The following is a 23,865-nucleotide window of genomic DNA, read 5'->3' as shown; positions in this document are numbered from 1 at the left end:
GGGGGGTCGTCCCCCCAGAGTGGTACTGATCCGGTTTCGCCTCCGGTTTCGGTTCCGGCGCGGGCTCCGGTTCCGGGGCTTCTTCCGGCGCGTCCTGGCGGCGGCCCCATGCCTGGTCCTCGTCGGGCCAGGCGGCGCCATCGGCCGGCTGGTCGGGGTAGGCGAACTGCGGCTGGTACTGCTCCTGCGGCTGGTACTGGTACGCGTACTGGTCCGGGCTCTGGGAGCGCGCCGACCGTGCCCCGATGGGGCGGGCGAGGCTGAAACCGACCACGAACAGGGACGCCACGACCGCGAGGTACCAGCCGTAGCGGACGGTGATCTGGTAGCCGAGGTCAAGGCCGGTCTCGGGGAGGTCGTCGCGGACGTCCCCGAGCCGCAGCACGAAGATGCCGCACACCAGCAGGGCCAGCGTGCCGGGGACGGCGGCGAGCCCGCCGATCCGCGCGTCCCGGCCGATCAGGTCCCAGCAGGCGAGCGCGATCGCGATGACCGCCAGCACCGGGACGGCGAGGACCATGTCGTCGGCGTCGATGCCGGCGACGCTGCCGAGGTCGCGGCTGAGCGTGCGGCCGAACAGCTCGACGGCGACCGCGGCGTGCGCCCACGGCAGGAACGCCGACACCAGCAGCGCCGACGCGGCGGCGATCAGCGCGAGGATCCACAGGGCACCACCGCGCGCCGGGGCCGGCTCCGGTGCGGCGTACGCGTCCGGGGCGGGCTCGCCGGCGGGCGGCGGGTAGCCGTCGACGGGCGGCAGGAAGGACGGGCGCGGCTGCGCGCGGCCCGCGTCGGAACCCAGGTCACCGGTCATGAACCCAGCGTAAAGGCAGGACGCGCCTGGACCGGGACGGCCACGGCGGCGGCGCCGGGTCGGTACTTTGGACAGAGTCCGTTATGGGAGGAGATCCCCGGTGTTGCTCGTTTTCGGGCTGACGGCGGTGTTCCGTACCGTCAGCGAGGGGACGTTCCACTGCCCCCAGTGCGGCGGCGACCGCGCCTACCGCAGGCGCGCCGGGCGCCGCTGGCTCTCGGTGTTCTTCGTCCCGATGGTGCCGCTGTGGCGGCTCTCCCACGCGGTGGAATGCCGCACCTGCAAGGGCCGGTTCCCGGTCGCGGCGCTGCGCACGCCGACCGCGCGGCAGCTGGGGGAGACCCTGGCCGCGGGCATGCGGGCGGCCGCCGCCCTGGTGCTGCGGGCCGGCGACCCGGCCGCCCCCGCGGCCCGCGCCCGCGCGATCGCCACCGTCAGCGGGTACGGCGAGCCCGACTACGACGCCGCCGCGATCGACGCCGACCTCGCGCTGCGCCGCACGTTCCTGCAGCGGGAGGTCGTGCACGCCGGCACGCAGCTCGCGGTGGAGGCCAAGGAGTGGTTCCTCGCGCAGGCCGTCCGGATCGGGCTGGCGGACGGGCCGCTCGGCGACGGCGAGCGGCAGGCCCTGCACGGCATCGCCGACCTGCTCGGCATGTCCCCGGCGTACGCGCTGGGCGTGATCGTGACCACCGAGGGCGCGGCGCGCTGACATGCCCGCCGCCGGAACGGCGCTCGTCCGGGCTCCCGGCCCGCGGATCGCCGAGGGCATCGTCACCCACGCGACCCGCCGCCCGGTGGACGCCGCGCTCGCGGCTCGCCAGCACGCCGCCTACGTCGCGGCGCTGCGCTCGGCGGGCTGGTCGGTGCGCGCCGTGCCGCCCGCCGACGACCTGCCCGACGCCGTGTTCGTCGAGGACGCCCTGGTCGTCGCCGGCGACCTGGCGATCGTGTGCCGGTCCGGGGAGGAGCGCCGCCGGGGCGAGCTGCCGGGCGCCGAGCGCGCGGCGCGCGAGCTGGGCCTGCGGATCGAGCGGATCGAGCCGCCCGGCACCCTGGACGGCGGCGACGTGCTGAGCGTCGGCGGCACCGTCTACGCGGGCCGCGGCGCCCGCACCAACGAGGAGGGCATCTGCGCGCTGGCGCGGCTGCTGGGCGGGCGGCGGGTCGTGCCGGTGGACACCCGCGGCTGCCTGCACCTGAAGTCGGCGGTGACCGCGCTGCCGGACGGCGGCCTGATCGGCCGGCCCGAACTGGTGGACACCTCGGCGCTGCCGAGCCTGCGCGTCGCGCCCGAACCGGCGGGCGCCCACGTGGTGCCGCTCGGGCCCGACCACGTCCTGATGGCGGCCTCGGCGCCGCGCACGGCGGCGCGGCTGGCGGCGGACGGGCTGCGCGTCACCAGCGTGGACATCAGCGAGTTCGAGGCCCTCGACGGCTGCGTGACCTGCCTCTCCGTCCTCGTCCCCTGACCGTCCGGGGGGAATGCCCCGCGCGCCGGGAGGCGTTGCGATGAGACGGAGGAGGCCGCTGTTGTCTCAACATGCGGACCTGGGTTTCCGCAACCCGGATGGCATCTGTTACGTTGGCGGACGTGTTGCGTGAGCTGCTCCTCCTTAGCGGCCGCAGCGGGGGCCTGTAAGACAGGTCGGCTCCCTCGCTGCGGGACTTTGACGTGGACGTCGGCCGCGAGGTTCGAGCAGAGAGATCTCAACGGATGTATCCGCAACAGCAGTCCTCCGGTATGCCCTTCCAGCGCTACCGCCCCTTCGCCCCGGTCAAGCTGTCCGACCGCACCTGGCCGGACGCCGTCATCACCGAGGCGCCGCGCTGGTGCGCGGTCGACCTGCGGGACGGCAACCAGGCGCTGATCGACCCGATGGACGCCCACCGCAAGCTCAAGATGTTCGAGCTGCTGGTACGGATGGGCTACAAGGAGATCGAGGTCGGCTTCCCGGCGGCGAGCCAGACCGACTTCGACTTCGTCCGGCAGATCATCGACGAGGGCCGGATCCCCGACGACGTCGTCATCCAGGTGCTGACCCAGGCCCGCCCGGAACTGATCGAGCGGACCTTCGAGTCGGTGCGCGGCGCCAAGCAGGCCATCGTGCACCTGTACAACTCGACCAGCACGCTGCAGCGCCGCGTCGTGTTCGGGCAGGACCGGGACGGCATCACCGCGATCGCCGTCGAGGGCGCCAAGCTGTGCGCCAAGCTCGCCGAGGACATGGGCGACACCGAGATCTACTTCCAGTACTCGCCGGAGTCGTTCACCGGGACCGAGCTGGAGTACGCCGTCGAGGTCTGCAACGCCGTCAACGACGTGTGGAAGCCGACCCCGGACCGCAAGGTCATCGTCAACCTGCCGGCGACCGTCGAGATGGCGACGCCGAACGTGTACGCCGACCAGATCGAGTGGATGAACCGGAACCTGGCCTACCGGGACTCGGTCGTCCTGTCGCTGCACCCGCACAACGACCGCGGGACGGCCGTCGCCGCCGCCGAGCTCGGCTACATGGCGGGCGCCGACCGCATCGAGGGCTGCCTGTTCGGCAACGGCGAGCGCACCGGCAACGTCTGCCTGGTCACCCTCGGCCTGAACCTGTTCACCCAGGGCGTCGACCCGCAGATCGACTTCTCCGACATCGACGAGATCCGGCGGACCGTCGAGTACTGCAACCAGCTGCCCGTCCACGAGCGGCACCCCTACGGCGGCGACCTGGTCTACACCGCCTTCTCCGGCTCCCACCAGGACGCCATCAACAAGGGCTTCGACCACCTGCGGCGCGACGCCGAGGCCGCCGGGACCCCGGTGGAGGCGTACCGCTGGGAGGTCCCGTACCTGCCGATCGACCCGCACGACGTCGGCCGGACGTACGAGGCCGTGATCCGGGTGAACAGCCAGTCCGGCAAGGGCGGCGTCGCCTACATCATGAAGACCGAGCACTCCCTGGAGCTGCCGCGCCGGCTGCAGATCGAGTTCTCCCGGGTGGTGCAGGAGCACACCGACAGCGCCGGCGGCGAGGTCACGCCGGAGCGGATGTGGGAGATCTTCGAGGCGGAGTTCCTCGGCAACGGGCCGCGCGCCGGGCTGCTGGCGCACCGCGCCACGTCCCGGGTGGACGAGAAGGACGCGCTCAGCTGCGACGTCCGCGTCGACGGCGAGATCCGCGAGATCGAGGGCGTCGGCAACGGCCCGGTCTCGGCGTTCGAGGACGCGCTCGCGACGATCGGGGTCAACGTGCGGGTGCTGGACTACGCCGAGCACGCGATGAGCGCGGGCGGCGACGCGCGCGCCGCCGCCTATGTCGAGTGCGACGTGAACGGCACGACGGTGTGGGGCGTCGGCATCGACGGCAACATCGTGACCGCGTCGCTCAAGGCGATCCTGTCCGCCGTGAACCGGGTGGCCCGCGCGCAAGAAGCGTAAGCGGCTTGCGCGATCGCGTCGTATAGTTTCGGCATGACACGTCGCCTGGCCGAGGTCGCCAAGAAGGTCGGGGTCAGCGAGGCCACCGTCAGCCGGGTCCTGAACGGCAAGCCCGGCGTGTCGGACGCGACCCGCGCGGCCGTCCTCACCGCCCTCGACGTGCTCGGCTACGAGCGCCCCACCCAGCTGCGGGGCGAGCGGGCCCGGCTGGTCGGCCTCGTGCTGCCCGAGCTCGGCAACCCGATCTTCCCCGCGCTGGCGGAGGTCGTCGGCGGCGCCCTCGCCCAGCGCGGGTTCACGCCGGTGCTGTGCACGCTCACCCCGGGCGGCCTGTCGGAGGCCGACTACGTCGAGATGCTCCTGCAGCAGCAGGCGTCCGGGGTGGTGTTCGCCGGCGGCCTGTACGCCGAGGCCGACGCGCCGCACGACCACTACCACCGGCTGCTCGACGTGCGGCTGCCCGTCGTGCTGGTCAACGCGGCCGCCGACGAGCTCAGCTTCCCGCAGGTCTCGACCGACGACGCGGTGGCCGCCGAGCAGGCGTTCGCGCACCTGCTGTCGCTCGGGCACGAGCGGATCGGCGCCGTCCTCGGCCCGGCCGACCACGTGCCGTCCAGCCGCAAGCTCGCCGCCGTCCGCGCCGCCGCCGAGCGCGCGGGCGTCGAGCTGCCGGACGCCTGGATCCGGCGCAGCATGTTCTCCCTGGAGGGCGGCCAGGCCGTCACCGGGCGGCTGATCCGCGACGGCGTCACCGGCATCATCTGCGCCAGCGACCCGCTCGCGCTCGGCGTGATCCGCGCGGTCCGGCGCCTCGGCATGTCGGTGCCGGGCGACGTTTCGGTCGTCGGTTACGACGACTCGGCGTTCATGAATTGCGTGAACCCGCCGCTCACCACCGTCCGGCAGCCGATCGAGGCCATCGGCCGCGCGGCGGTCACGCTGCTGGTGAACCAGGTGGAGGGCGCCTCGGTGTCCGCCGAGGAGCTGCTCTACGAGCCGGAGCTGGTCGTCCGCGCCTCCACCGCGCCCGTGCGCGCCGCCTGATCTCCGGACGTCCGAAAGCCGCCCTTCCGCAGGGCGGCTTTCGTCGTTCTGCACCCGTTTACGCTGCTGGACCGTTCTCACTGTCGGCTTTTTGCGCATGTTCATTCAGCTATTGCATTGAGTTGTTGGTCTATGTATGTTCCTCGCAATTGGCCGACCCGACGGCCCAGGAGGAACCCCCATGAGATCCCGGATTCTCGCCACCCTGCTCACGGCCGTTCTCGGCGCGACCGCCGCCGGCTGCGGCGGGCACGGCTCCGGTGGCAAGGACACCGCGCCCCTGGACGCCGGCACCAAGGTGTCGATCACGGTCGGCTGCATGCCGGCCAAGAGCCAGGAGGCCCAGCGCAAGGAGTGGAACGAGGACGTCGCCGCGTTCCAGAAGCTGCACCCCAACATCACGGTCGAGGGCAAGGACGCGTTCCCCTGCATCGACCCGCAGACCTTCCAGGCGAAACTGGCGGGCGGGCAGATGGAGGACGTCTTCTACGTCTACTTCACCGACGTCCAGAGCATCGTCCGGCGGGGCCAGGCCGCCGACCTGTCCCCGTACCTGAGCCAGGTCACGCAGTACGGCAACCTCGACCCGACCGTGGCGAAGGTCTTCAAGGACGGCGGCAAGGTCTACGGGCTGCCCCGGCAGAACTACACGATGGGCCTGTTCTACAACCGCACCCTGTTCAAGCGGGCCGGCCTGGACCCGGACGCGCCGCCGAAGACCTGGGCCGAGGTCCGCGACGCCGCCAAGAAGATCAGCGCCCTCGGCGGCGGGACCGTCGGCTACGCGGAGCTGAGCGCCAAGAACCAGGGCGGCTGGCACTTCACCACCGCCCTCTACAGCCAGGGCGGCGCGATGACGACGCCCGACGGGAAGAAGTCGGCGTTCAACGGGCCGCAGGGAAGGGCCGTCCTGCAGACCCTCAAGGACATGCGCTGGACCGACGACTCGATGGGCAGCAAGCAGCTCCTCGTCGACGCCGACATCCAGCGGATGATGGCCTCCGGCAAGCTCGGCATGTACCTCGGCGCCCCCGACAACGCGACCGCGCTCGTCGACCAGTTCAAGGGCGACTACGCCGACTACGGCATGGGCCCGATCCCCGGCGGGACGGGCACGCTGCTCGGCGGCGACGGGTACATGGTCAACCCGAAGGCGTCCCCGGAGAAGATCAAGGCCGGGCTGATGTGGCTCGACTACTACGCGCTCACGCCGGGGCAGGGGCAGCTGAACTACGCGCGGGCGGCCAAGGACGGCCGCCCGGTCGGGCTGCCGCAGCCGAAGCTGTTCGGGCCGAACGCGACCGGGCAGAAGGACCGCGACCTGCGCGCCGCGTCCGCGAACCTGCCGGTCGCGAACTTCAAACCGTACGAGGACGCCTACGCCACCGTCCCCGGGAAGCTGGAGCCGCCGCAGGCGCAGCAGCTCTACGCGATCCTCGACTCGGTCGTCTCCGCCGTGCTGACCAGGCGTGACGCGAACGTCGACCGGCTGCTCGCGGACGCGCAGAAGAAGGCCGACGCCGCGCTCGCCCGGTCCGGAGGCTGACGCCCGCCCGGGGCGCCGGCGGCCCGCCCGGCCGCCGGCGCCCCGGACCTCCCGAGGGGACACCCACCATGACCACTGTGCGGACGCGCACCCGGCCCGCCGCGCGCCGGCGGCCGCCGCCGCGCACGCCCTCCCGCACCGGGCGGGCCGTGCGGCGCAACCTGACCGCCTACGGGTTCCTGTCCGGGGCGCTGATCTGCTTCGCGTTCTTCTCCTGGTACCCGATCGTCCGCGAGGTGCTGCTCAGCTTCCAGCAGACGAACTTCGTCGGCGACGCCCGCTGGGTCGGCCTGGACAACTTCCGCACCGTGATCGCCGACCCGGTCTTCGTGGACGCCTGGGTCAACACGGCGGTCTTCACCCTGCTGGCGCTGGTGATCGGGTACGTGGTCCCGTTCGCCATCGCGATCGTCCTGAACGAGCTGAGGCACGCCCGCGGCTACCTGCGGTTCGTCGTGTACCTGCCGGTGATGCTGCCGCCCGCGGTCGCGGTGCTGCTGTTCAAGTGGTTCTACGACCCGGGGCCGGGCCTGTTCAACCAGATCCTCGGCTTCTTCCAGCTGCCGGGGCTGAGCTGGCTCGACTCCACCGACACCGCGCTCGTGTCGCTGGTGATCGTGTCGACCTGGATGAACCTCGGCAGCGGCACGCTGATCTACCTCGCCGCGCTGCAGACGATCCCCGGCGAGCTGTACGAGGCGGCGGAGCTGGACGGCGCCGGGCTGTTCCGCCGGATCCGGCACATCACGATCCCGCAGACGAAACTGATCCTGCTCGTCATGCTCCTGCTGCAGATCATCGCGACCATGCAGGTGTTCATCGAGCCGTTCCTGCTCACCGGCGGCGGCCCCGAGGACGCCACCGTCACCGTCGCGTACCTGATGTACCAGTACGCGTTCAACTTCACGAACTTCGGCGGGGGCGGCGCGCTCGGGCTGATGCTCATGCTCGTCCTGATCGTGTTCTCCGTCGTCTACCTGCGCGTCTCGCGCGAGGAAGCGAGGTAGCGCGATGCCGGAGACGCGGACCCTCGTCTCACCCCACACCCTCGGCACCCGGCGCGGCAAGGCCGTCTACTGGACGGTCTTCACCACCGTCTTCGTGACGTTCACGTTCGTGTTCGTCTTCCCGCTGTACTGGATGGTCACCGGCGCGATGAAGTCGCCGGACGAGCTGGCCGACGTCCCGCCGAGCGTGTTCCCGCACAGCCTCGACCTGAGCGGCTACCGGGAGGCGTGGCGGCAGCTCGACCTCGGCAAGTACCTGTGGAACACGACGCTCTACGCGTTCGGGGCGTGGCTGTTCACCCTCGGCGTGGACGTCGCCGCCGCGTACGCGCTGTCGAAGCTGCGGCCGATCCTCGGCAGGGCGGTCCTCGGCGGGATGCTCGCCACGCTGATGATCCCGCCGATGGTGATCCTGCTGCCCGCCTACCTGACCGTGAAGGACCTGCCGATCCTCCACGTCAACCTGCTGAACACCCCGTGGGCGATCTGGCTGCCGGCCGCCGCGAACGCGTTCAACATCTTCCTGCTCAAGAGGTTCTTCGACTCGATCCCCACCGAGCTGCTGGACGCCGCCGAGGTGGACGGGGCCGCGCCCGCCCGGATCCTGTGGTCGATCGTGCTGCCGGTGTCGCGGCCGATCCTCGGCGTCGTGTCGATCTTCACGGTGGTGAACGTGTGGCGCGACTTCGTCTGGCCGCTGCTCGTGCTGCCCGACACCGGGCGCAAGACGATCAGCGTCGCGATCGCGTCCCTCGCCGTGCAGGTCCCGCAGAACGTGCTGATCGGCTCGCTCGTCATCGCGAGCGTGCCCACCATCGTCGTCTTCTTCGTGTTCCAGCGGCACATCATGGCCGGTCTCACGGCGGGCGGGCTGAAGGGCTGACCCCCTTCCCCGTCCCGCACCTTTCTCTCTAAGGAGTTGTCAGCATGCCCGAAACGTGGTGGCGCGGCGCGGTGATCTACCAGGTCTACCCGCGCAGTTTCGCCGACGGGAACGGCGACGGCGTCGGCGACCTCGCCGGCCTGCGCGACCGGCTGCCCTACCTCGCGGGCCTCGGCGTGGACGCGCTGTGGCTGAACCCGTGGTACCCGTCGCCGATGGCGGACGGCGGCTACGACGTCGCCGACTACCGGGACGTCGCGCCGGTGTTCGGCACGCTCGCCGAGGCGGAGGCGCTGATCGCGGAGGCGCACGCGGCCGGCCTGCGGATCATCCTGGACGTGGTGCCGAACCACTCCTCGCACGAGTCGGCGTGGTTCCGGGCCGCGGTCGCCGCCGGGCCCGGCTCGCCGGAGCGGGACCGGTTCTGGTTCCGCCGCGGCCGGGACGGCGGCCCGCCCAACGACTGGCAGTCGATCTTCGGCGGCCCGGCCTGGACCCGGCTGCCGGACGGCGACTGGTACCTGCACCTGTTCGCGCCCGAGCAGCCCGACTTCAACTGGAACAGCCCCGACGTCGTCCACGAGTTCCACGACGTCCTGCGGTTCTGGTACGACCGCGGCGTGGACGGCATCCGCATCGACTCGGCCGCCCTGCTGGTGAAGGACCCCGACGCCGCGCCCGACGGCCGCGACCCCTACACCGACCGGGACGGCGTCCACGAGATCTACCGGGGCTGGCGCAAGGTCACCGACGCCTACCCGGGCCGGATGCTCGTCGGCGAGGTGTGGCTGCCCGACCAGGAGCGCTTCGCCCGCTACCTGCGCCCGGACGAGATGCACACCGCGTTCAACTTCGACTTCCTCAACTGCGCGCTCGAACCGGACGCGCTGCGGAAGGTGATCGACACGACGCTCGCGACGCACGTCCCGCTCGGCGCGCCGCCCACCTGGGTGCTGTCGAACCACGACGTCGTCCGCCCGGTGACCCGGTACGGCCGCGCCGACACCTCGTTCGACCTGCAGGACCGCCGGCACGGCGCGCCGACCGACCGGGCCCTCGGCGTCCGCCGCGCGCGGGCCGCCGCGCTGCTGGCGATGGCGCTGCCCGGCGCCGTCTACCTCTACCAGGGCGAGGAACTCGGGCTCCCCGAGGTCGAGGACCTCCCCGACGACCTGCGCCAGGACCCCATCTGGACCCGTTCCGGCCACACCGACCCCGGCCGCGACGGCTGCCGCGTCCCGCTCCCGTGGTCGGGGGACGAGCCGCCGTTCGGGTTCGGCGGCGACCCGTGGCTCCCGCAGCCGCCCGACTGGAAGGACCTCACCGTCGAGGCGCAGGACGCCGACCCCGGCTCGATGCTGAGCCTCTACCGGGACGCCCTGGCGCTGCGCCGCGAGCACCTCGGCGACGGCACGCTCACCTGGCTCCCGTCGGCGGACGGCGTCCTCGCCTTCGCCCGCGACTCCGGCCTGACCTGCGTGCTGAACCTCGGCGACGCGCCGGTGCCGCTCACCGGCGAGGTCCTGCTGGCGAGCGGCCCGCTCCCGGACGGGCAGCTCCCGCCCGACACGGCCGCCTGGCTGCGCTGACCGGGCCGCCTGGCTGCGCTGACCGGGCCGCCTGGCTGCGCTGACCGGGCCGCCCCAGATCTCTGCCGCTCCTCCCAGGCAGGTGCCCCCACCCCCACCGAAAGGGAGAACACCAGCGATGAGACCGAAGTCCCTCCGCATCCTGCTGGCCGCGGCATTGGCCGCCGCCGGGCTGACCGGCCCGGCGGCGGCGCCCGCGGCGGCGGCCGAACCGAACCTGGCCGCCGGCAGGACCGTCTCCGCGAGCAGCTCCAACGGCCAGTACGCCGCGTCGAACGTCAACGACGGGAACCAGGCCACCTACTGGGAGAGTGCGAACAACGCGTTCCCGCAGTGGATCCAGGTCGACCTCGGCGCGTCCGTCAGCACGGACAAGGTCGTCCTCAAGCTCCCGACCGCCGACTGGGGGACGCGCACCCAGACGCTCTCCGTGCAGGGCAGCACGGACGGGACGACCTACACCGACCTCGTCGGCTCCGCCGGGCGCGTGTTCGACCCGGCGGCGCAGAACACCGTCACGCTGGCCTACACGTCCACGCCCACCCGGTACCTGCGCGTCCGCATCACCGCCAACACCGGCTGGCCCGCCGGGCAGCTGTCGGAGCTGGAGGTCTACGGGCCGTCCACCGGCGACCAGACCGCGCCGACCGCGCCGACCGGGCTGGCGTTCAGCGAACCGTCCGCCGGGAAGATCAAGCTGACCTGGAACGCCTCGTCGGACGCGGTCGGCGTGACCGGGTACGACGTCTACGCCAACGGCGAGAAGCGCGCGAGCGTCGCCGGCGGCGTCCTCACCTACACCGACGACCAGCCCGCCACGGCGACCGTCTCCTACTTCGTGCGGGCGCGGGACGCGGCGGGCAACGTCTCGCCCAACAGCAACGTCGTGACCAGGCAGGGCCAGGGCGGCGGGACGAACCTCGCGGCCGGGAAGCCGATCACCGCGTCGTCGCACGTGTACTCGTTCGTCGAGGCCAACGCCAACGACAACGACGTGGCGACGTACTGGGAGTCGGGTCCGGGCGCCTACCCGGCCACGCTCACCGTCAACCTCGGCGCCAAGGCCGACCTCACGTTCGTCGTGGTGAAGCTGAACCCGGACGCCGCCTGGGCGGCCCGCACCCAGACGATCGAGGTGCTCGGCCGGAGCGGCCCCAAGGCGCCGTTCACGACGATCAAGCCGTCCGCCGCCTACACGTTCAGCCCCGCGACCGGGAACACGGCGACGATCCCGGTCGTGGCGACCGCGGCCGAGATCCAGCTGAAGTTCACCTCCAACTCCGGAGCGCCCGGCGCCCAGGCCGCCGAGTTCCAGGTGATCGGGACGCCCGCGCCGACCCCCGACCTGACCGTCACGGACGTCTCCTGGACGCCGGCCCCACCGGTCGAGACCGACGCCATCACCCTCCGGGCGACCGTGAAGAACATCGGGACGGGCACGGCCGACGCGAGCGGCCTCGACTTCCTGATCGGCGACGAGAAGGCCGCGACCGCCCCGGTCGGCGAGCTGGCGGCGGGCGCGTCCACCACGGTGTCGGCCTCGATCGGCACCCGGGACGCGGGCTCCTACACCGTCGCCGCCAAGGCCGACGCCGGTGACGACAACATCGAACTGAACGAGACCAACAACGCCCGGAGCGCGCAGCTCACGGTCGGGCAGGTGCCCAGCTCCGACCTGGTGGCGCAGGCCGTCACCTGGAGCCCCGGCACCCCGCGGGCGGGCGACGCCGTGGCCTTCTCGGTGACGCTCCGGAACAACGGCACGCAGGCGACGGCCGCGGGCGCCCACGGGATCACGCTCGCGGTCCTCGGCGGCGACACCACCGTCAAGACGCTGACCGGTTCCTACACCGGGTCGCTCGCACCGGGCGCGTCCACCGCCCCCATCGGCCTCGGGACGTGGACGGCGGCGAACGGCCGGTACACGGTGAAGACCGTCATCGCCGACGACGCCAACGAAGTGCCGGTCAAGCGCGCGAACAACACCTCCACCCAGGCGCTGTTCGTCGGGCGCGGCGCGCACCTGCCGTTCGACATGTACGAGGCGGAGGACGGCGTCCTCGGCGGCGGCGCGGCGGTCGTCGGCCCCAACCGCAAGGTCGGCGACCTGGCGGGCGAGGCGTCGGGGCGCCGCGCGGTCACGCTCAACTCGACGGGCAGCAGCGTCGAGTTCACCGCCAAGGCGGCCACCAACACCCTCGTGACCCGGTACTCCATTCCGGACGCGGCGGGCGGCGGCGGCATCGACGCGACGCTCGACGTCTACGTCGACGGGACGTTCCTGAAGGCGATCGACCTGACGTCCCGGTACACGTGGGTGTACGGCGCCGAGGCGAGCCCGAGCGACTCGCCGGGAGCCGGGCCGCCCCGCCACATCTACGACGAGGCGAACCTGATGCTCGGTCGCACGGTCCCGGCGGGCAGCAAGATCAAGCTGCAGAAGGACGCGGCCAACACCACCACCTACGCCATCGACTTCGTCAACACCGAACTCGCGGAGGCCAAGCCGAACCCCGACCCCGCCAAGTACGCGGTGCCCGCCGGGTTCACCCACCAGGACGTCCAGAACGCCCTCGACAAGGTGCGCCAGGACCCCGCCCTCACCGGCGTCTACCTTCCGCCCGGCACCTACGACACCGCGCAGAAGTTCCAGGTGTACGGAAAGGCCATCAAGGTCGTCGGCGCGGGCCCGTGGTTCACGCGGTTCCGCACGCCGCCGAACCAGCAGAACACCGACGCCGGGTTCCGGACGGAGGCGTCCGCCAACGGCTCGGCGTTCTCCGGGTTCGGGTTCTTCGGCAACTACACCTCGCGGATCGACGGGCCCGGAAAGGTGTTCGACTTCTCCAACGTCAGCGACATGACCATCGACGACATCTGGGCCGAGCACGTCGTCTGCCTCTTCTGGGGCACCAACGTCGACAATTCCACGATCAAGAACTCCCGCATCCGGGACACGTGGGCGGACGGCCTGAACTTCACCAACGGCAGCAGCGGCAACCATGTCGCGAACGTCGAGACCCGCACCACCGGAGACGACAGCTTCGCGCTGTTCCCCGCGATCGACAACCGCAACGAGCAGGAGACCGGCAACGTCTACGAGGACCTGACCTCCCTCCTCACCTGGCGCGCCGCCGGCCTCGCCGTCTACGGCGGAGGAGGCAACACCTTCCGCAACATCCACATCGCCGACACGCTCGTCTACTCCGGCATCACCATCGGGACGCTGCAGTTCGGCGGCATCCCGGCGCTCGGTTTCGAATCGGATCCGCAGACGAGGTTCGAGAACATCTCGCTCGTCCGGGCCGGCGGCCATTTCTGGGGGCAGCAGACGTTCCCGGCGCTGTGGCTGTTCTCCGGCGAGTTCCCGTTCCGCGGCATCCGGATCAGTGATGTCGACATCGTCGACCCGACCTATTCCGGGATCATGTTCCAGACCAAGTACTCCGGCGGCCGGCCGCTGAACCCGATCACCGACACCGTCCTCACGGACGTCGCCATTTCTGGCGCGCACAAGAGCGGTGACGAGTTCGACGCCAAGTCCGGCTTCGGGATCTGGGTCAACGAGCAGCCCGAACCCGGCCAGGGCCCGGCGGTCGGCTCGGCGACCTTCACCGGCCTGGAACTGCGCGACAACCACCAGGACGTCAAGAACACGACGACCACGTTCACGATCAACCGCAACCCCTGAGAGGGGGCCGGGGGCCGCGGGTGTTGGGAGGCGCCCGCGGTCTCCGGTAGGCCGGGCCCCCGGTCGCGCCCGCGGGTCAGCGGGCGCGGCCGAGGACGTGGTGGACCAGTTCGCGGAGCGGACCGTGCAGCTGTGCCTCGCCGACGGTGGTGCGGTCGCCGTCGATGTCGATCTCGTACAGGAACTGGTCGGGGATCCGGCCCGGCGGGGGGACCGACGCCAGGTCCACCCGGTGGACGAGCCGCGTCAGCATGGGGTCGCTGGCGCTGTCGGACTCGGCGCGGCGCTCGATCCCCGCGAATCCTCCGCTGCGGACGACTGTCACTTTCACTGCGCTATCCGTTCGCCTCCATGGAGACTCCTACCCCGGTCCAGGCGCGGTTCACCGCCTTCGCCTCGGCGGAGCCGGCGCCGAACAGCCGGCCCGCGGTCGCGGCGGTCGCGGCGGCGAAGGCCGCGAAGTCGGCGTCGGCGGCGAGGGTGCCTCCGGTGAGCGTGTCGTACCAGACGCGGCCGGCCTTCTCCCAGGCGTTGCCGCCGAGCGCGGTCGCCGCGAGGTAGAACGCGTGGTTGGGAATGCCCGAGTTGATGTGGACGCCGCCGTTGTCGCGGTAGGTCTCCACGTAGTGGTCCATGTGGGCGGGCTGCGGGTCCTTGCCGAGGCGGGGGTCGTCGTAGGCGGTGCCGGGCTCCTTCATCGAGCGCAGCGCGACGCCGTTGACGCCCTCGGCCAGCAGCCCCTGCCCGATGAGCCAGTCGGCCCGGTCGGCGGTCTGCCCGAGATGCCACTGCTTGATGAGCGAGCCGAACACGTCCGACATGGACTCGTTGAGCGCGCCGGCCTGGCCGTAGTACTCCAGGTTGGCGGTGTACTGGGTGATCCCGTGGGTGAGCTCGTGCCCGGTGACGTCGAGGGGACCGGTGAAGCCGGTGAACAGGACGCCGTCGCCGTCGCCGTACACCATCTGCTCGCCGTTCCAGAAGGCGTTGTCGTAGTCGTCGCCGTAGTGGACGGTCGAGACCATCCGCAGCCCGGCGCCGTCGATCGAGTTGCGCCGGTACGCGGCCTCGAAGAAGTCGAACGTCGCGCCGAGCCAGTCGTAGGCCTGGTCGGCGGCCCGGTCGCCGGTGGCGGGGCCGCCCTCGGAGCGGACGGTGCGGCCGGGCAGCTCCTCGCGGTGGCCCGCGTCGCCGATGGTCCGGTCGGGGACGAAGTCCTCCGAGGGGCCGGGGGCGCCGGCCGCGGCCAGCTTGCGTTCGGCGAACTGCGCCGACGTGAGCGCCAGCGTACGGCGGGCGCGGGCGCGGAGGGCCGGATCGTCGGCGTCGCGGGCGATGCGCTCCAGCATGTGCGGTGGCACGATGTGGCATCTCATGCCACAACGCTGCCAGCTCCGGGTGGTTCGAGCCACAACTTTCGGCGGGACGTCACGGCCGAATCCGGTCACGGTATGTGATTGTTATGAAGCGCAGCGGTACCACCCGAGCGCCTTGTGAAGTTCCTGGGGAGATGTCCGCACGCCGCGCCGAGGCATCGCGCGGCGTGCGTCAGAATGAACGGGTGACCCTCTACCGCGACGAAGGCATCGTCCTGCGCACCCAGAAGCTGGGCGAGGCCGATCGCATCGTGACGGTGCTGACCCGGCGGACCGGCCGGATCCGCGCCGCGGCGAAGGGGGTCCGCAAGACCAAGTCCCGGTTCGGCGCGCGGCTGGAGCCGTTCACGCACGTGGACCTCCAGCTGTACGAGCGGCGCTCCCTCGACCTCATCACGCAGGCCGAGACGCTGCGCCCGTACGGGGAGGCGCTCGTCGCCGACTACCCCCGCTACACGGCGGGGACGGCGATGCTGGAGACGGCGGAGAAGCTGGCCGGCGACGAGGGGGAGCCCGCGCTGCGGCAGTTCCTGCTCCTGGTCGGCGGGCTGCGCACCCTCGCCGAGCGCAGCCACGACCCCCGGCTCGTGCTGGACGCCTTCCTGCTGCGCTCGCTGTCGGTCGCCGGCTGGGCGCCCGCGCTGGACGAGTGCTGCCGCTGCGGCACCCGCGGCGGGCTGCGCGGGTTCGCCATCGCGGCGGGCGGCGCGGTCTGCGCGAACTGCCGGCAGCCGGGCGCCGCGACCCCGGCGCCGCCGACGTTCGCGCTGATGCTGGCGCTGCTGCGCGGCGACTGGGAGTACGCCGACGCCAGCGAGCAGCGGCACCGGGCGGAGACCAGCGGCCTGGTGGCCGCCTACCTCCAGTGGCATCTGGAGCACGGGATCCGCTCGCTCCGCCACGTGGAGCGGGACGCGACCCCCCGAACGCACGACGAGTCACACGACGACACCGACAGGGAGCGAGTTTGAGCAGGCCCGTATCGCCACCGGAGCCGCACCGGGACGGCGCCGTCCCGCCCGCGATCCCCGCGGAGCTGGTGCCGCGGCACGTCGCCATCGTCATGGACGGCAACGGCCGCTGGGCGAAGGAGCGCGGGCTGCCGCGCACCGAGGGGCACAAGCGCGGCGAGGACTCGCTCTTCGACGTCATCATGGGCGCGATCGAGCTGGGCGTCCCCTACCTGTCGGCGTACGCGTTCTCCACCGAGAACTGGAAGCGCTCCCCGGACGAGGTCCGGTTCCTGATGGGCTTCAACCGGGACGTGATCCGCCGCCGCCGCGACCAGCTCAACGCGATGGGCGTGCGGGTGCGCTGGGCGGGCCGCCGGCCGCGGCTGTGGCGCAGCGTCATCAAGGAGCTGGAGACCGCCGAGGAGATGACCCGCGGCAACGACGTCCTCACCCTGCAGTTCTGCGTGAACTACGGCGGCCGGGCCGAGATCGCGGACGCGGCGGCGGCGATCGCCCGCGACGTGCGGGACGGCCGGCTCAGCCCCGACAAGATCAACGAGAAGGTGTTCGCCCGCTACCTGGACGAGCCGGGCATCCCCGACGTCGACCTGTTCCTGCGCTCGTCGGGGGAGCAGCGCACGTCCAACTTCCTGCTCTGGCAGTCGGCGTACGCGGAGATGGTGTTCCTCGACACGCTGTGGCCCGACTTCGACCGCCGCCACCTGTGGCACGCGTGCCAGCTGTACGCCTCCCGCGACCGCCGGTACGGCGGCGCGGTCCCCAACTCGGTGGAACCCGCCGCCGCGACCGGCTGACGCCTCGATCGACCGGCCGGCGCCTCAGCCGAGGGCGGCGTCCAGGGTGATCTTGGTGCCCTTGAGCGCCTGGCTGACCGGGCAGTTCTCCTTGGCGTTCTGCGCGGCCTTCTCGAAGTCGGCCGGGGAGAGGCCGGGCACGCTCGCCCGGACGGTCAGGTGGATGCCGGTGATGCCCTCGCCCGGCTGGAAGGTGACCTCGGCCTTGGTGTCCACCTTCTCCGGGGGCGTCCCGGCGCCGGCGAGGGCGTGCGAGAGCGCCATCGAGTAGCAGGTGGAGTGCGCGGCGGCGATGAGCTCCTCCGGGCTCGTCCGCCCGCCCGGCTCCTCGCTCCGCGACGCCCAGGTCACGTCGTAGGTGCCGAGCTTCGAGGAGTCCAGCGAGACGGTGCCCTGGCCCTCCAGGAGCGAGCCTTCCCAGTGCGCGTTTGCGGTACGTGTCGTAGCCATGCCCCGATTCTCCACCATGGCCCCCGCCGGGGGATCATCAACCCGGGAATGCCCGTGCCCGTGTCGGCGCGGACCAGGGAAAGCCCCGCGCCTCCACGGGCACGGGGCTTCCTTCCCCGGAACGGGGGTCCTAGGTGACGTTCACCGCGGACCAGGCCGCGGCCACGGTGCTGTACTGCGTGCTGCCCGCGCCGTAGAGGTCCGCCGCCGCGCTCAGGGTCGCGGTCCGCGCGCCCTTGTAGTCGGTCGAGGACGTCATGTACGTGGTCAGCGCCCGGTACCAGATCTTCGTGGCGGCGTCCCGGCCGATGCCGGTGATCGTGGAGCCGTTGGACGTGGGGCTGTTGTAGGAGACGCCGTTGATCGTCTTGGCGCCGCTGCCCTCGGACAGCAGGTAGTAGAAGTGGTTGGCGACTCCCGAGGAGTAGTGGACGTCGAGGTTCTTGGTGTTGGACGACCATGCGTCGGGGGAGTTGCCGTCGCGGCTCGGCTTGTCCATGAACCGCAGCGCGGCCTTGCCGAAGCCGGGCAGGACGACCTCCTCGCCGACCAGGTAGTCGCCGACGTCGTTGGGGTTGTTGGCGTAGAACTCGACCGCGGCGGCCATGATGTCGGACGTCGCCTCGTTCAGCCCGCCCGATTCGCCGGAGTAGGTGAGGTTCGCGGTGGCGCTGGTGACGCCGTGGCTCATCTCGTGCGCGGCGACGTCCAGGGACGTGAGCGGGCCGAGCTGGGAGCCGTCACCGTCGCCGTAGGTCATGCAGAAGCACGAGTCGTCCCAGAACGCGTTGGCGTAGCCGCTGCCGTAGTGGACGCGGTTGAACGACCCCTTGCCGTCGCCGGCGATGCCGCTGCGGCCGAAGACGTTCTTGTAGAAGTCCCAGGTCATGTCGGTGCCGAACTGGGCGTCGACGGCGACGGTGGCGCGGTCGGACGTGGTGCCGCTGCCCCAGTGGTTGTCGGCGTCGGTGAACAGGGTGGCGGGGGCGCGCCGGAAGCACCAGATGAGGAAGCAGAGGTCGGTCTGGTTCTCGGCGTCGCCGGTGTAGGTGTTGCCGCGGGTCGGGTCCTTCAGCTGGTAGGTGGTGCCCGACTTGGTGGTCTCCAGCGGGACCGTCCCGGTGTAGAGCGACTTGCCGTCGCCCGCCTCGGTGCGGATCATCTCCTCGCGCAGCAGGACCTTGCCGGTCGCGGCGTCCACGGAGGTGAAGACCCGGCTCGGCGTGCCGTCGGCCTGCGTGCCGACGGTCTGGACGCGCCAGGCGAGCCGGGGCGCGTGGTCGGCGGTGCGCGCCTCCACGACCAGGGCGGGGGAGCCGTCCGCCTTGCGCTGCTTGGTGACGGCGCGCTTCTTCGCGGTCGCGGCGGTGACCTCCGGGGTGGAGTCGGCGGGCGCCTGCGCGAGCGTGCCGCTGCTGCCGCGCCACGCGCCGGCCGCGGACTGATGGACGACGATGTCGCCGCCCAGCACCGGCAGCCCGTTGTAGGTGCGGGTCATCCGGGTGTGCGAGGTGCCGTCCCGGTCGATGCCGACCCGGACGACCTTGAAGGACTGCCCGTCCCCGGCGCGGACCGCCGCGCCGCGGTCGGCGAGCGCGTGGAGCGCGCGCTCGGCGGCCTGCTGGGGGGTGGGAGGGGACGGCGCCTGCCGCGCGGAGGCGGGCAGCGCGGTGCCGGCCGTCGCGAGCAGGGTCGCCGACGCCAGGAGCGCGGTACGTCGGCTGGTGAACGCCCGTCTTGTCATGAACGCCCTCTCGTGCGGGCGCCACGCACCCCCCGAGAGGCCCGCCGTCGGGCCCGCCGTGGCGATGCGACATTTATGACATAGGGCAGGACTGTTGTAGATGTGACAATTCGCCAAGAAATCCCGGCGGCGCGTGTGGACTACGCGTCTTGCTACCGATCAGTAGAGTGCCGCTCCGCAGATCAGCGCCGTGCGGCGGAGCAGGCGGCGCAGGTGCCGAACACCTCGACGGTGTGCGTTATGTCGGTGAACCCGTGCTCGGCGGCGATCGCGTCCGCCCACCGCTCCACGGCCGGGCCCTCGACCTCGACCGTGCGGCCGCAGTCGCGGCAGACCAGGTGGTGGTGGTGCTGCTCGGTGCGGCAGGCGCGGTAGACGGCCTCGCCCTCGTCGGTGCGCAGCACGTCGACCTCGCCCGCGTCGCTGAGCGCCTGCAGCGCCCGGTACACGGTGGTCAGGCCGATCTTGGAGCCGTCGGCGCGCAGGTCGGCGTAGATGTCCTGCGCGCTGCGGAACCCCTCGCAGCCGGCCAGCACCTGCCGCACCGCGTCCCGGCGGGCCGTCGTCATCCCCCAAGCACCTCCGCCTCGGCATCCACGCGCGCCTCCACGCCGGACCCGGCGGGCACGGCGCCGTCCGCCGCGCGGGCGCGGGCGCGCCTGCGGCGCACCACCGAGCCCCCGGCGACCGCGACCACGAACGCCGCGAGCGCCAGCAGCACGATCGAGGGGCCTGGAGGCAGATCGTACTCGAAGGACCCCGCGAGACCCGAAACGGCCGAGACCACACCGATCCCCATCGCGGCCAGCATCGTCTGCCAGAAGCCCCGGGTGAGCTGCTGCGCCGCCGCCACCGGGACGACCATCAGCGCGCTGACCAGCAGCAGCCCGATCGCGCGCATCGAGATCACCACGGTCACCGCGGCGGTCGCGGCGATCAGCACGCTGAGGAACCGGACGGGCAGGCCCGCCGCCCGCGCCACCTCCTCGTCCTGGCACAGCAGGAACAGCTCCCGGCCGAACACCGCCACGATCGCGAGGACGGCGGCGGCGAGCCCCGCGACCACGTACAGGTCGGTCACCGTCACGCTGCTGATCGAGCCGAACAGGTACGACTGCAGGCTCGCCGAGCCGGCGCCGTTGGCGTTCGTCAGGATCACGCCGCCCGCGAGCCCGCCGTAGAACAGCAGGGCGAGCGCGACGTCCCCGCCACTGCGGCTGCGGGCCCGCACCACCTCGATCGCCACCGCGCCGAGCACCGACACCACCAGCGCGCCGAGCACGGGGGAGGTGCTGGTGAGCAGCCCGAGCCCGATGCCGGTCAGCGCGATGTGGCCGATGCCGTCGCCGAGCAGCGACAGCCGGCGCTGCACGATGAACGTGCCCACGGCGGGGGCGGTCAGCCCGATCAGCACCGCCATCACCAGGGCGACGCGCATGAAGTCGTACTGCAGCATCTCGCTCACGCGGGCCTTCCCGTGGTCGCGGTCCTGCCGACCGTCGTCGCGTGGGTGGTCGTCTCGTGCACGATGCGGCCGTGGCCGAGCTCGACCGTGCGGGTGACGAGCGGCTCCAGCGGGCCGAGCTCGTGCGCGACGAGGACCACCGTGCGGCCGTCCCCGGCCAGCTCGTGCAGGGTGGCGGCGAGCGCCGCCTGGCTGCGCGCGTCCACCCCGGCGGTCGGCTCGTCCAGCACGAACAGGTCGGGCTCCCCGGCGAGCGCGCGGGCGATCAGCACCCGCTGCTGCTGGCCGCCCGACAGCAGGTGCGCCGAGTCGCGGGCCCGGTCGGCGAGCCCGACCGTGCGCAGCGCGCGGTCCACCGCGGCGCGGTCGGCCGTCCGGTCGGTGAACGCCGCGGGCAGCCAGCGCGACCGCCGGGCCACCCGCCCGGACGCCACGACCTCCCGGACGGTCGCCGGCACCCCGCCGCCCATCGGCAGCCGCTGCGGGACGTACCCGATCCGCCGCCAGTCGCGGAACCGGGCGGGCGCCGCGCCGTAGATCTCGGTGCGTCCGGCGGCCAGCGGTACCAGCCCGAGCAGCGCCTTGACCAGCGTGGACTTGCCCGCGCCGTTCGGCCCGAGGACCGCCAGCACGTCGCCGGCCGCGACCCGCAGGTCGATGCCGGCGAGGACCTCGCGGCCGTCCCGCCGGACGAGCCCGCCCGCCATCGCCAGCGGCGGCGCCGTCTCCTCGCTCATGAGCACTCCAGGGCCGGACGCAGCGTCCGCAGGTTCCGTTGCATGATCGTCATGTAGTCGTCGGGCGAGCCGTCCTCGATGCCCTCGACCGGGTCCAGCACCGCCGTCCGCACCCCCGCCTCCCGGGCCAGCGCCTCGGCGACCTTCGGGCTGACCAGCGTCTCGGTGAAGACCGTCGTCGCGCCGGTGGCCGAGATCAGCCGGGTCAGCTCGGCGAGCCGCTTCGGGGACGGCCCGCCGGACGGGTCGACCCCGGACACCGGGATCTGCCGCAGGCCGTAGCGGTCGGCGAGGTAGCCGAACGCGGCGTGCGCGGTGACGATGTCGCGGCGGGCGCAGGTGCGCAGGCCGTCCTGGAACGCGCGGTCGAGCCGGGTCAGCTCGGCGGCGGTGGCGGCGGCGCGCCCCCGGTAGCCGGCCGCGCCGCCGGGGTCGGCGGCGGCGAGCCGCTCGCCGAGCGCGGTGGCGACGGCGGCCATGCGGCTCGGGTCGAGCCACAGGTGCGGGTCGTAGTCGGCCTCCCGGTGGCGGACGCCGTCGTGCGCCTCCTCGTCGTCGGTCTCGCCGGCCGGGGACAGCGTCCTCACCAGGGCCGCCGCGTCCAGCGACCTGCCCTTGGCGTGCCGGCCGACGGCGTCGTCCACGGCGGGCTGGACGCCCCGCACGTAGACGGCGAGGGCGGCGTCCTCGATGCGGGCGACCTGCCGGGCGGTCAGCTCCAGGTCGTGCGGCTCGGTGCCGGGCTTGGTGAGCGTCCGGACGAACACGTCGTCGCCGCCGACCCGCTCCGCCAGCCACGCCACCGGGTAGAAGGACGCCACCACCGCGGTCTTGCCGGGCGGGACGCCGGCGTCCGCGTCGGCGCAGGCCGCGAGCCCCGCGGCGAGCCCGGCCAGGGCCAGGGCGGCCGCCGGGAGGGCGCGCAGGGAGTCGGGGAAGCGGAGCACCTGCCGATTATGGACAAAGTGAAAACGGTTGTCAAAACCGCCCGATGCCGCGCCCCAGGGCGAACCCCACGAGGACCGCCAGCGCCACGACGCGCAGGATCCTTCCCGAACCGTCCAGCGCCGGCCAGTTCAGATAGGCGAACCAGCCCAGCGCGGCGGCCAGGACCAGCAGCCCGGCCGCGGCGACCCAGCCCGTCCCGACCATGCCGGCCACCAGCAGCAGGAACACCGCGACGAGCAGCACCCACCGCGGCAGCCGGTGCAGGAACACCACGGGCGCCGCGCTGTGCCGCTCGACGGCGGCCCGCAGGCCGCCCCCGCGCTCACCTCTCGTCTCCACACGCCCCAACGTACTGCCAGGATGGACGGATGATCGCGATAACCCGCTACCGGGTGCCGGACGCGGAGTCGGCCGGCTTCGCCGAGCGGATGACGGCGGTGCTGACCGCGCTGTCGGCCAGCCCCGGCTTCCGCTCCGGCCGCCTCGCCCGGACCGTCGACGACCCCGGCCTGTGGGCCCTCGTCACCGAGTGGGACGGCGCCGGGCACTACCGCCGGGCGCTCGGCGGCCACGACATCCGGATGCAGTTCATGCCGCTCGCCGCGCTCGCGGTGGACGAGCCCGGCGCGTACGAGATCGTCAGCACGGCCTGAGCGCGGTCCCGCGCCCCGCCGGGTCACGAGCGGGGCAACCGCCGGGCAAGAAGCGCCCGGGGCCGGTTTCGGGCCCCGCCGCCATGGTCATCTCTGCCCCTACATGATCACCGCGCGGGTCCCGGGGGAGATGTGATGCGCCACGCCGTCCTGTTCAGCGTGCTTTCCGGGGCGGCGGTGGCCGCCCCCCTCCTCGCCGTCCTGGAGGCGGCTCCCGCCCGGCTCGCGGCCCGGCCCGCCGGGCTGGCCGCGCACGCCGGCGCCCCGGGCGCCGCCGGCCCGCGCGTCGTGGAGTACCGGGGCCTGCGCGTGCCCGTCCCGGCGGGCTGGGCGGTGCACCGGCTCGACACGGACCCGACCCGGTGCGTCCGCTACGACCGGCACGCCGTCTACCTCGGCCGCCCCGGTCCGCAGCAGGACTGCCCGGCCCGCGTCGTCGGCCGCACCGAGGCCGTCCACATCGAGCCCGCGGGCAACGGCCGCTCCGCGCGGACGGTCGTGCACGCCGACAAGATGGCCTCGCTCACCATCGCGCCGAACCTCGACCACGAGACGCGGCTCACCCTCCCGGAGGCGGGGGTCACGATCACCGGCGTGTACGGGGCGGACCCGGGACGGCTGCAGCGGATGCTGCGCGGCACCCGGCTGTCGGCGAAGTGGACGGCCTCGCCCGCCTCGCCGGCCCGGCCCGCCGTCCGTCGGGTGGCCCCGCCCCCGGAC

At 72.6% G+C, this 23,865-nt stretch carries 23 protein-coding genes; 13 read left to right on the top strand and 10 right to left on the bottom strand.

Annotation, left to right across the window (positions count from 1 at the left end):
* The coding region (locus ETD96_RS14890; RefSeq protein ID WP_205719266.1) for a hypothetical protein at window positions 1–814 on the bottom strand (814 nt) is incomplete at its 3' end.
* 100 nt (window positions 815–914) lie between these two features.
* On the opposite strand from ETD96_RS14890, the gene ETD96_RS14885 reads away from it, so the two are divergent.
* From ETD96_RS14885 to ETD96_RS14845, 9 genes are all read left to right on the top strand, one after another.
* Window positions 915–1,526 carry a hypothetical protein gene (locus tag ETD96_RS14885; protein WP_138636933.1) on the top strand — a complete coding sequence of 204 codons (612 nt, stop codon included), beginning with the start codon at window positions 915–917 and terminating at the stop codon, window positions 1,524–1,526.
* Between the two features lies 1 nt (window position 1,527).
* On the top strand, window positions 1,528–2,286 hold the full coding sequence (gene ddaH / locus ETD96_RS14880; RefSeq protein WP_138636932.1) for a dimethylargininase: 759 nt from the start codon (window positions 1,528–1,530) through the stop codon (window positions 2,284–2,286).
* A 245-nt stretch (window positions 2,287–2,531) separates the two neighbouring features.
* Entirely contained in the window at window positions 2,532–4,244 is a 1,713-nt protein-coding gene (leuA, locus tag ETD96_RS14875; protein WP_138636931.1) for a 2-isopropylmalate synthase, read from the top strand.
* A 33-nt stretch (window positions 4,245–4,277) separates the two neighbouring features.
* Entirely contained in the window at window positions 4,278–5,288 is a 1,011-nt protein-coding gene (locus ETD96_RS14870; RefSeq protein ID WP_138636930.1) for a LacI family DNA-binding transcriptional regulator, read from the top strand.
* A 181-nt stretch (window positions 5,289–5,469) separates the two neighbouring features.
* Window positions 5,470–6,834 carry an ABC transporter substrate-binding protein gene (locus tag ETD96_RS14865; RefSeq protein ID WP_138636929.1) on the top strand — a complete coding sequence of 455 codons (1,365 nt, stop codon included), beginning with the start codon at window positions 5,470–5,472 and terminating at the stop codon, window positions 6,832–6,834.
* 68 nt (window positions 6,835–6,902) lie between these two features.
* On the top strand, window positions 6,903–7,841 hold the full coding sequence (locus ETD96_RS14860) for a carbohydrate ABC transporter permease (protein ID WP_138636928.1): 939 nt from the start codon (window positions 6,903–6,905) through the stop codon (window positions 7,839–7,841).
* A gap of 4 nt (window positions 7,842–7,845) precedes the next feature.
* The gene (locus ETD96_RS14855; RefSeq protein WP_138636927.1) at window positions 7,846–8,724 is read left to right on the top strand and encodes a carbohydrate ABC transporter permease; all 879 of its coding nucleotides are present in this window, start codon (window positions 7,846–7,848) and stop codon (window positions 8,722–8,724) included.
* A gap of 44 nt (window positions 8,725–8,768) precedes the next feature.
* Window positions 8,769–10,313 (top strand): glycoside hydrolase family 13 protein, encoded by a 1,545-nt coding sequence (locus ETD96_RS14850; protein ID WP_138636926.1) that lies wholly within the window; start codon window positions 8,769–8,771, stop codon window positions 10,311–10,313.
* Window positions 10,314–10,431: 118 nt separating this feature from the next.
* Entirely contained in the window at window positions 10,432–14,004 is a 3,573-nt protein-coding gene (locus ETD96_RS14845) for a discoidin domain-containing protein (RefSeq protein WP_138636925.1), read from the top strand.
* Window positions 14,005–14,080: 76 nt separating this feature from the next.
* Here the strand turns inward: ETD96_RS14845 and ETD96_RS14840 are convergent, their stop codons facing one another.
* Together ETD96_RS14840 and ETD96_RS14835 are read right to left on the bottom strand one after the other, a co-directional pair.
* Window positions 14,081–14,335, bottom strand: a complete 255-nt coding sequence (locus ETD96_RS14840; RefSeq protein WP_240807659.1) for a protealysin inhibitor emfourin — start codon at window positions 14,333–14,335, stop codon at window positions 14,081–14,083.
* 4 nt (window positions 14,336–14,339) lie between these two features.
* Entirely contained in the window at window positions 14,340–15,380 is a 1,041-nt protein-coding gene (locus tag ETD96_RS14835) for a M4 family metallopeptidase (RefSeq protein ID WP_138636924.1), read from the bottom strand.
* Window positions 15,381–15,565: 185 nt separating this feature from the next.
* Between ETD96_RS14835 and recO the strand changes: the two genes are divergently transcribed.
* Both recO and ETD96_RS14825 read left to right on the top strand, forming a co-directional pair.
* Window positions 15,566–16,351, top strand: a complete 786-nt coding sequence (recO, locus tag ETD96_RS14830) for a DNA repair protein RecO (protein WP_138636923.1) — start codon at window positions 15,566–15,568, stop codon at window positions 16,349–16,351.
* The gene (locus ETD96_RS14825; RefSeq protein WP_138636922.1) at window positions 16,348–17,148 is read left to right on the top strand and encodes an isoprenyl transferase; all 801 of its coding nucleotides are present in this window, start codon (window positions 16,348–16,350) and stop codon (window positions 17,146–17,148) included. Before recO ends, ETD96_RS14825 begins: the two co-directional genes overlap by 4 nt.
* A gap of 24 nt (window positions 17,149–17,172) precedes the next feature.
* Here the strand turns inward: ETD96_RS14825 and ETD96_RS14820 are convergent, their stop codons facing one another.
* The 7 genes from ETD96_RS14820 to ETD96_RS14790 form a co-directional block, all read right to left on the bottom strand.
* A complete protein-coding gene (locus tag ETD96_RS14820) occupies window positions 17,173–17,598 on the bottom strand; it encodes an OsmC family protein (RefSeq protein WP_138636921.1) in 426 nt (141 codons plus the stop codon).
* A 130-nt stretch (window positions 17,599–17,728) separates the two neighbouring features.
* Entirely contained in the window at window positions 17,729–19,342 is a 1,614-nt protein-coding gene (locus ETD96_RS14815) for a M4 family metallopeptidase (RefSeq protein ID WP_138636920.1), read from the bottom strand.
* Between the two features lie 182 nt (window positions 19,343–19,524).
* Window positions 19,525–19,911 (bottom strand): Fur family transcriptional regulator, encoded by a 387-nt coding sequence (locus ETD96_RS14810; protein WP_138636919.1) that lies wholly within the window; start codon window positions 19,909–19,911, stop codon window positions 19,525–19,527.
* A complete protein-coding gene (locus ETD96_RS14805; protein ID WP_138636918.1) occupies window positions 19,908–20,807 on the bottom strand; it encodes a metal ABC transporter permease in 900 nt (299 codons plus the stop codon). The genes ETD96_RS14810 and ETD96_RS14805 overlap by 4 nt, the downstream gene beginning before the upstream one ends.
* Window positions 20,804–21,544, bottom strand: a complete 741-nt coding sequence (locus tag ETD96_RS14800) for a metal ABC transporter ATP-binding protein (RefSeq protein ID WP_387067531.1) — start codon at window positions 21,542–21,544, stop codon at window positions 20,804–20,806. Before ETD96_RS14800 ends, ETD96_RS14805 begins: the two co-directional genes overlap by 4 nt.
* Window positions 21,541–22,491 (bottom strand): metal ABC transporter substrate-binding protein, encoded by a 951-nt coding sequence (locus ETD96_RS14795; RefSeq protein WP_240807658.1) that lies wholly within the window; start codon window positions 22,489–22,491, stop codon window positions 21,541–21,543. Before ETD96_RS14795 ends, ETD96_RS14800 begins: the two co-directional genes overlap by 4 nt.
* A gap of 31 nt (window positions 22,492–22,522) precedes the next feature.
* Window positions 22,523–22,831 carry a DUF6703 family protein gene (locus ETD96_RS14790; protein WP_138636917.1) on the bottom strand — a complete coding sequence of 103 codons (309 nt, stop codon included), beginning with the start codon at window positions 22,829–22,831 and terminating at the stop codon, window positions 22,523–22,525.
* Between the two features lie 29 nt (window positions 22,832–22,860).
* Between ETD96_RS14790 and ETD96_RS14785 the strand changes: the two genes are divergently transcribed.
* Together ETD96_RS14785 and ETD96_RS14780 are read left to right on the top strand one after the other, a co-directional pair.
* Window positions 22,861–23,145, top strand: coding sequence for an antibiotic biosynthesis monooxygenase family protein (locus ETD96_RS14785; protein WP_138636916.1), 285 nt, complete (start codon window positions 22,861–22,863; stop codon window positions 23,143–23,145).
* Window positions 23,146–23,280: 135 nt separating this feature from the next.
* A partial coding sequence (locus ETD96_RS14780; protein WP_205719265.1) for a hypothetical protein occupies window positions 23,281–23,865 on the top strand: 585 nt, incomplete at its 3' end.

This window comes from Actinomadura geliboluensis, from assembly GCF_005889745.1.
GTDB lineage: Bacteria > Actinomycetota > Actinomycetes > Streptosporangiales > Streptosporangiaceae > Spirillospora > Spirillospora geliboluensis.
The sequence above is the reverse complement of the archived record's forward strand: the minus strand, read 5'-3'. Positions and strand labels throughout refer to the sequence as shown.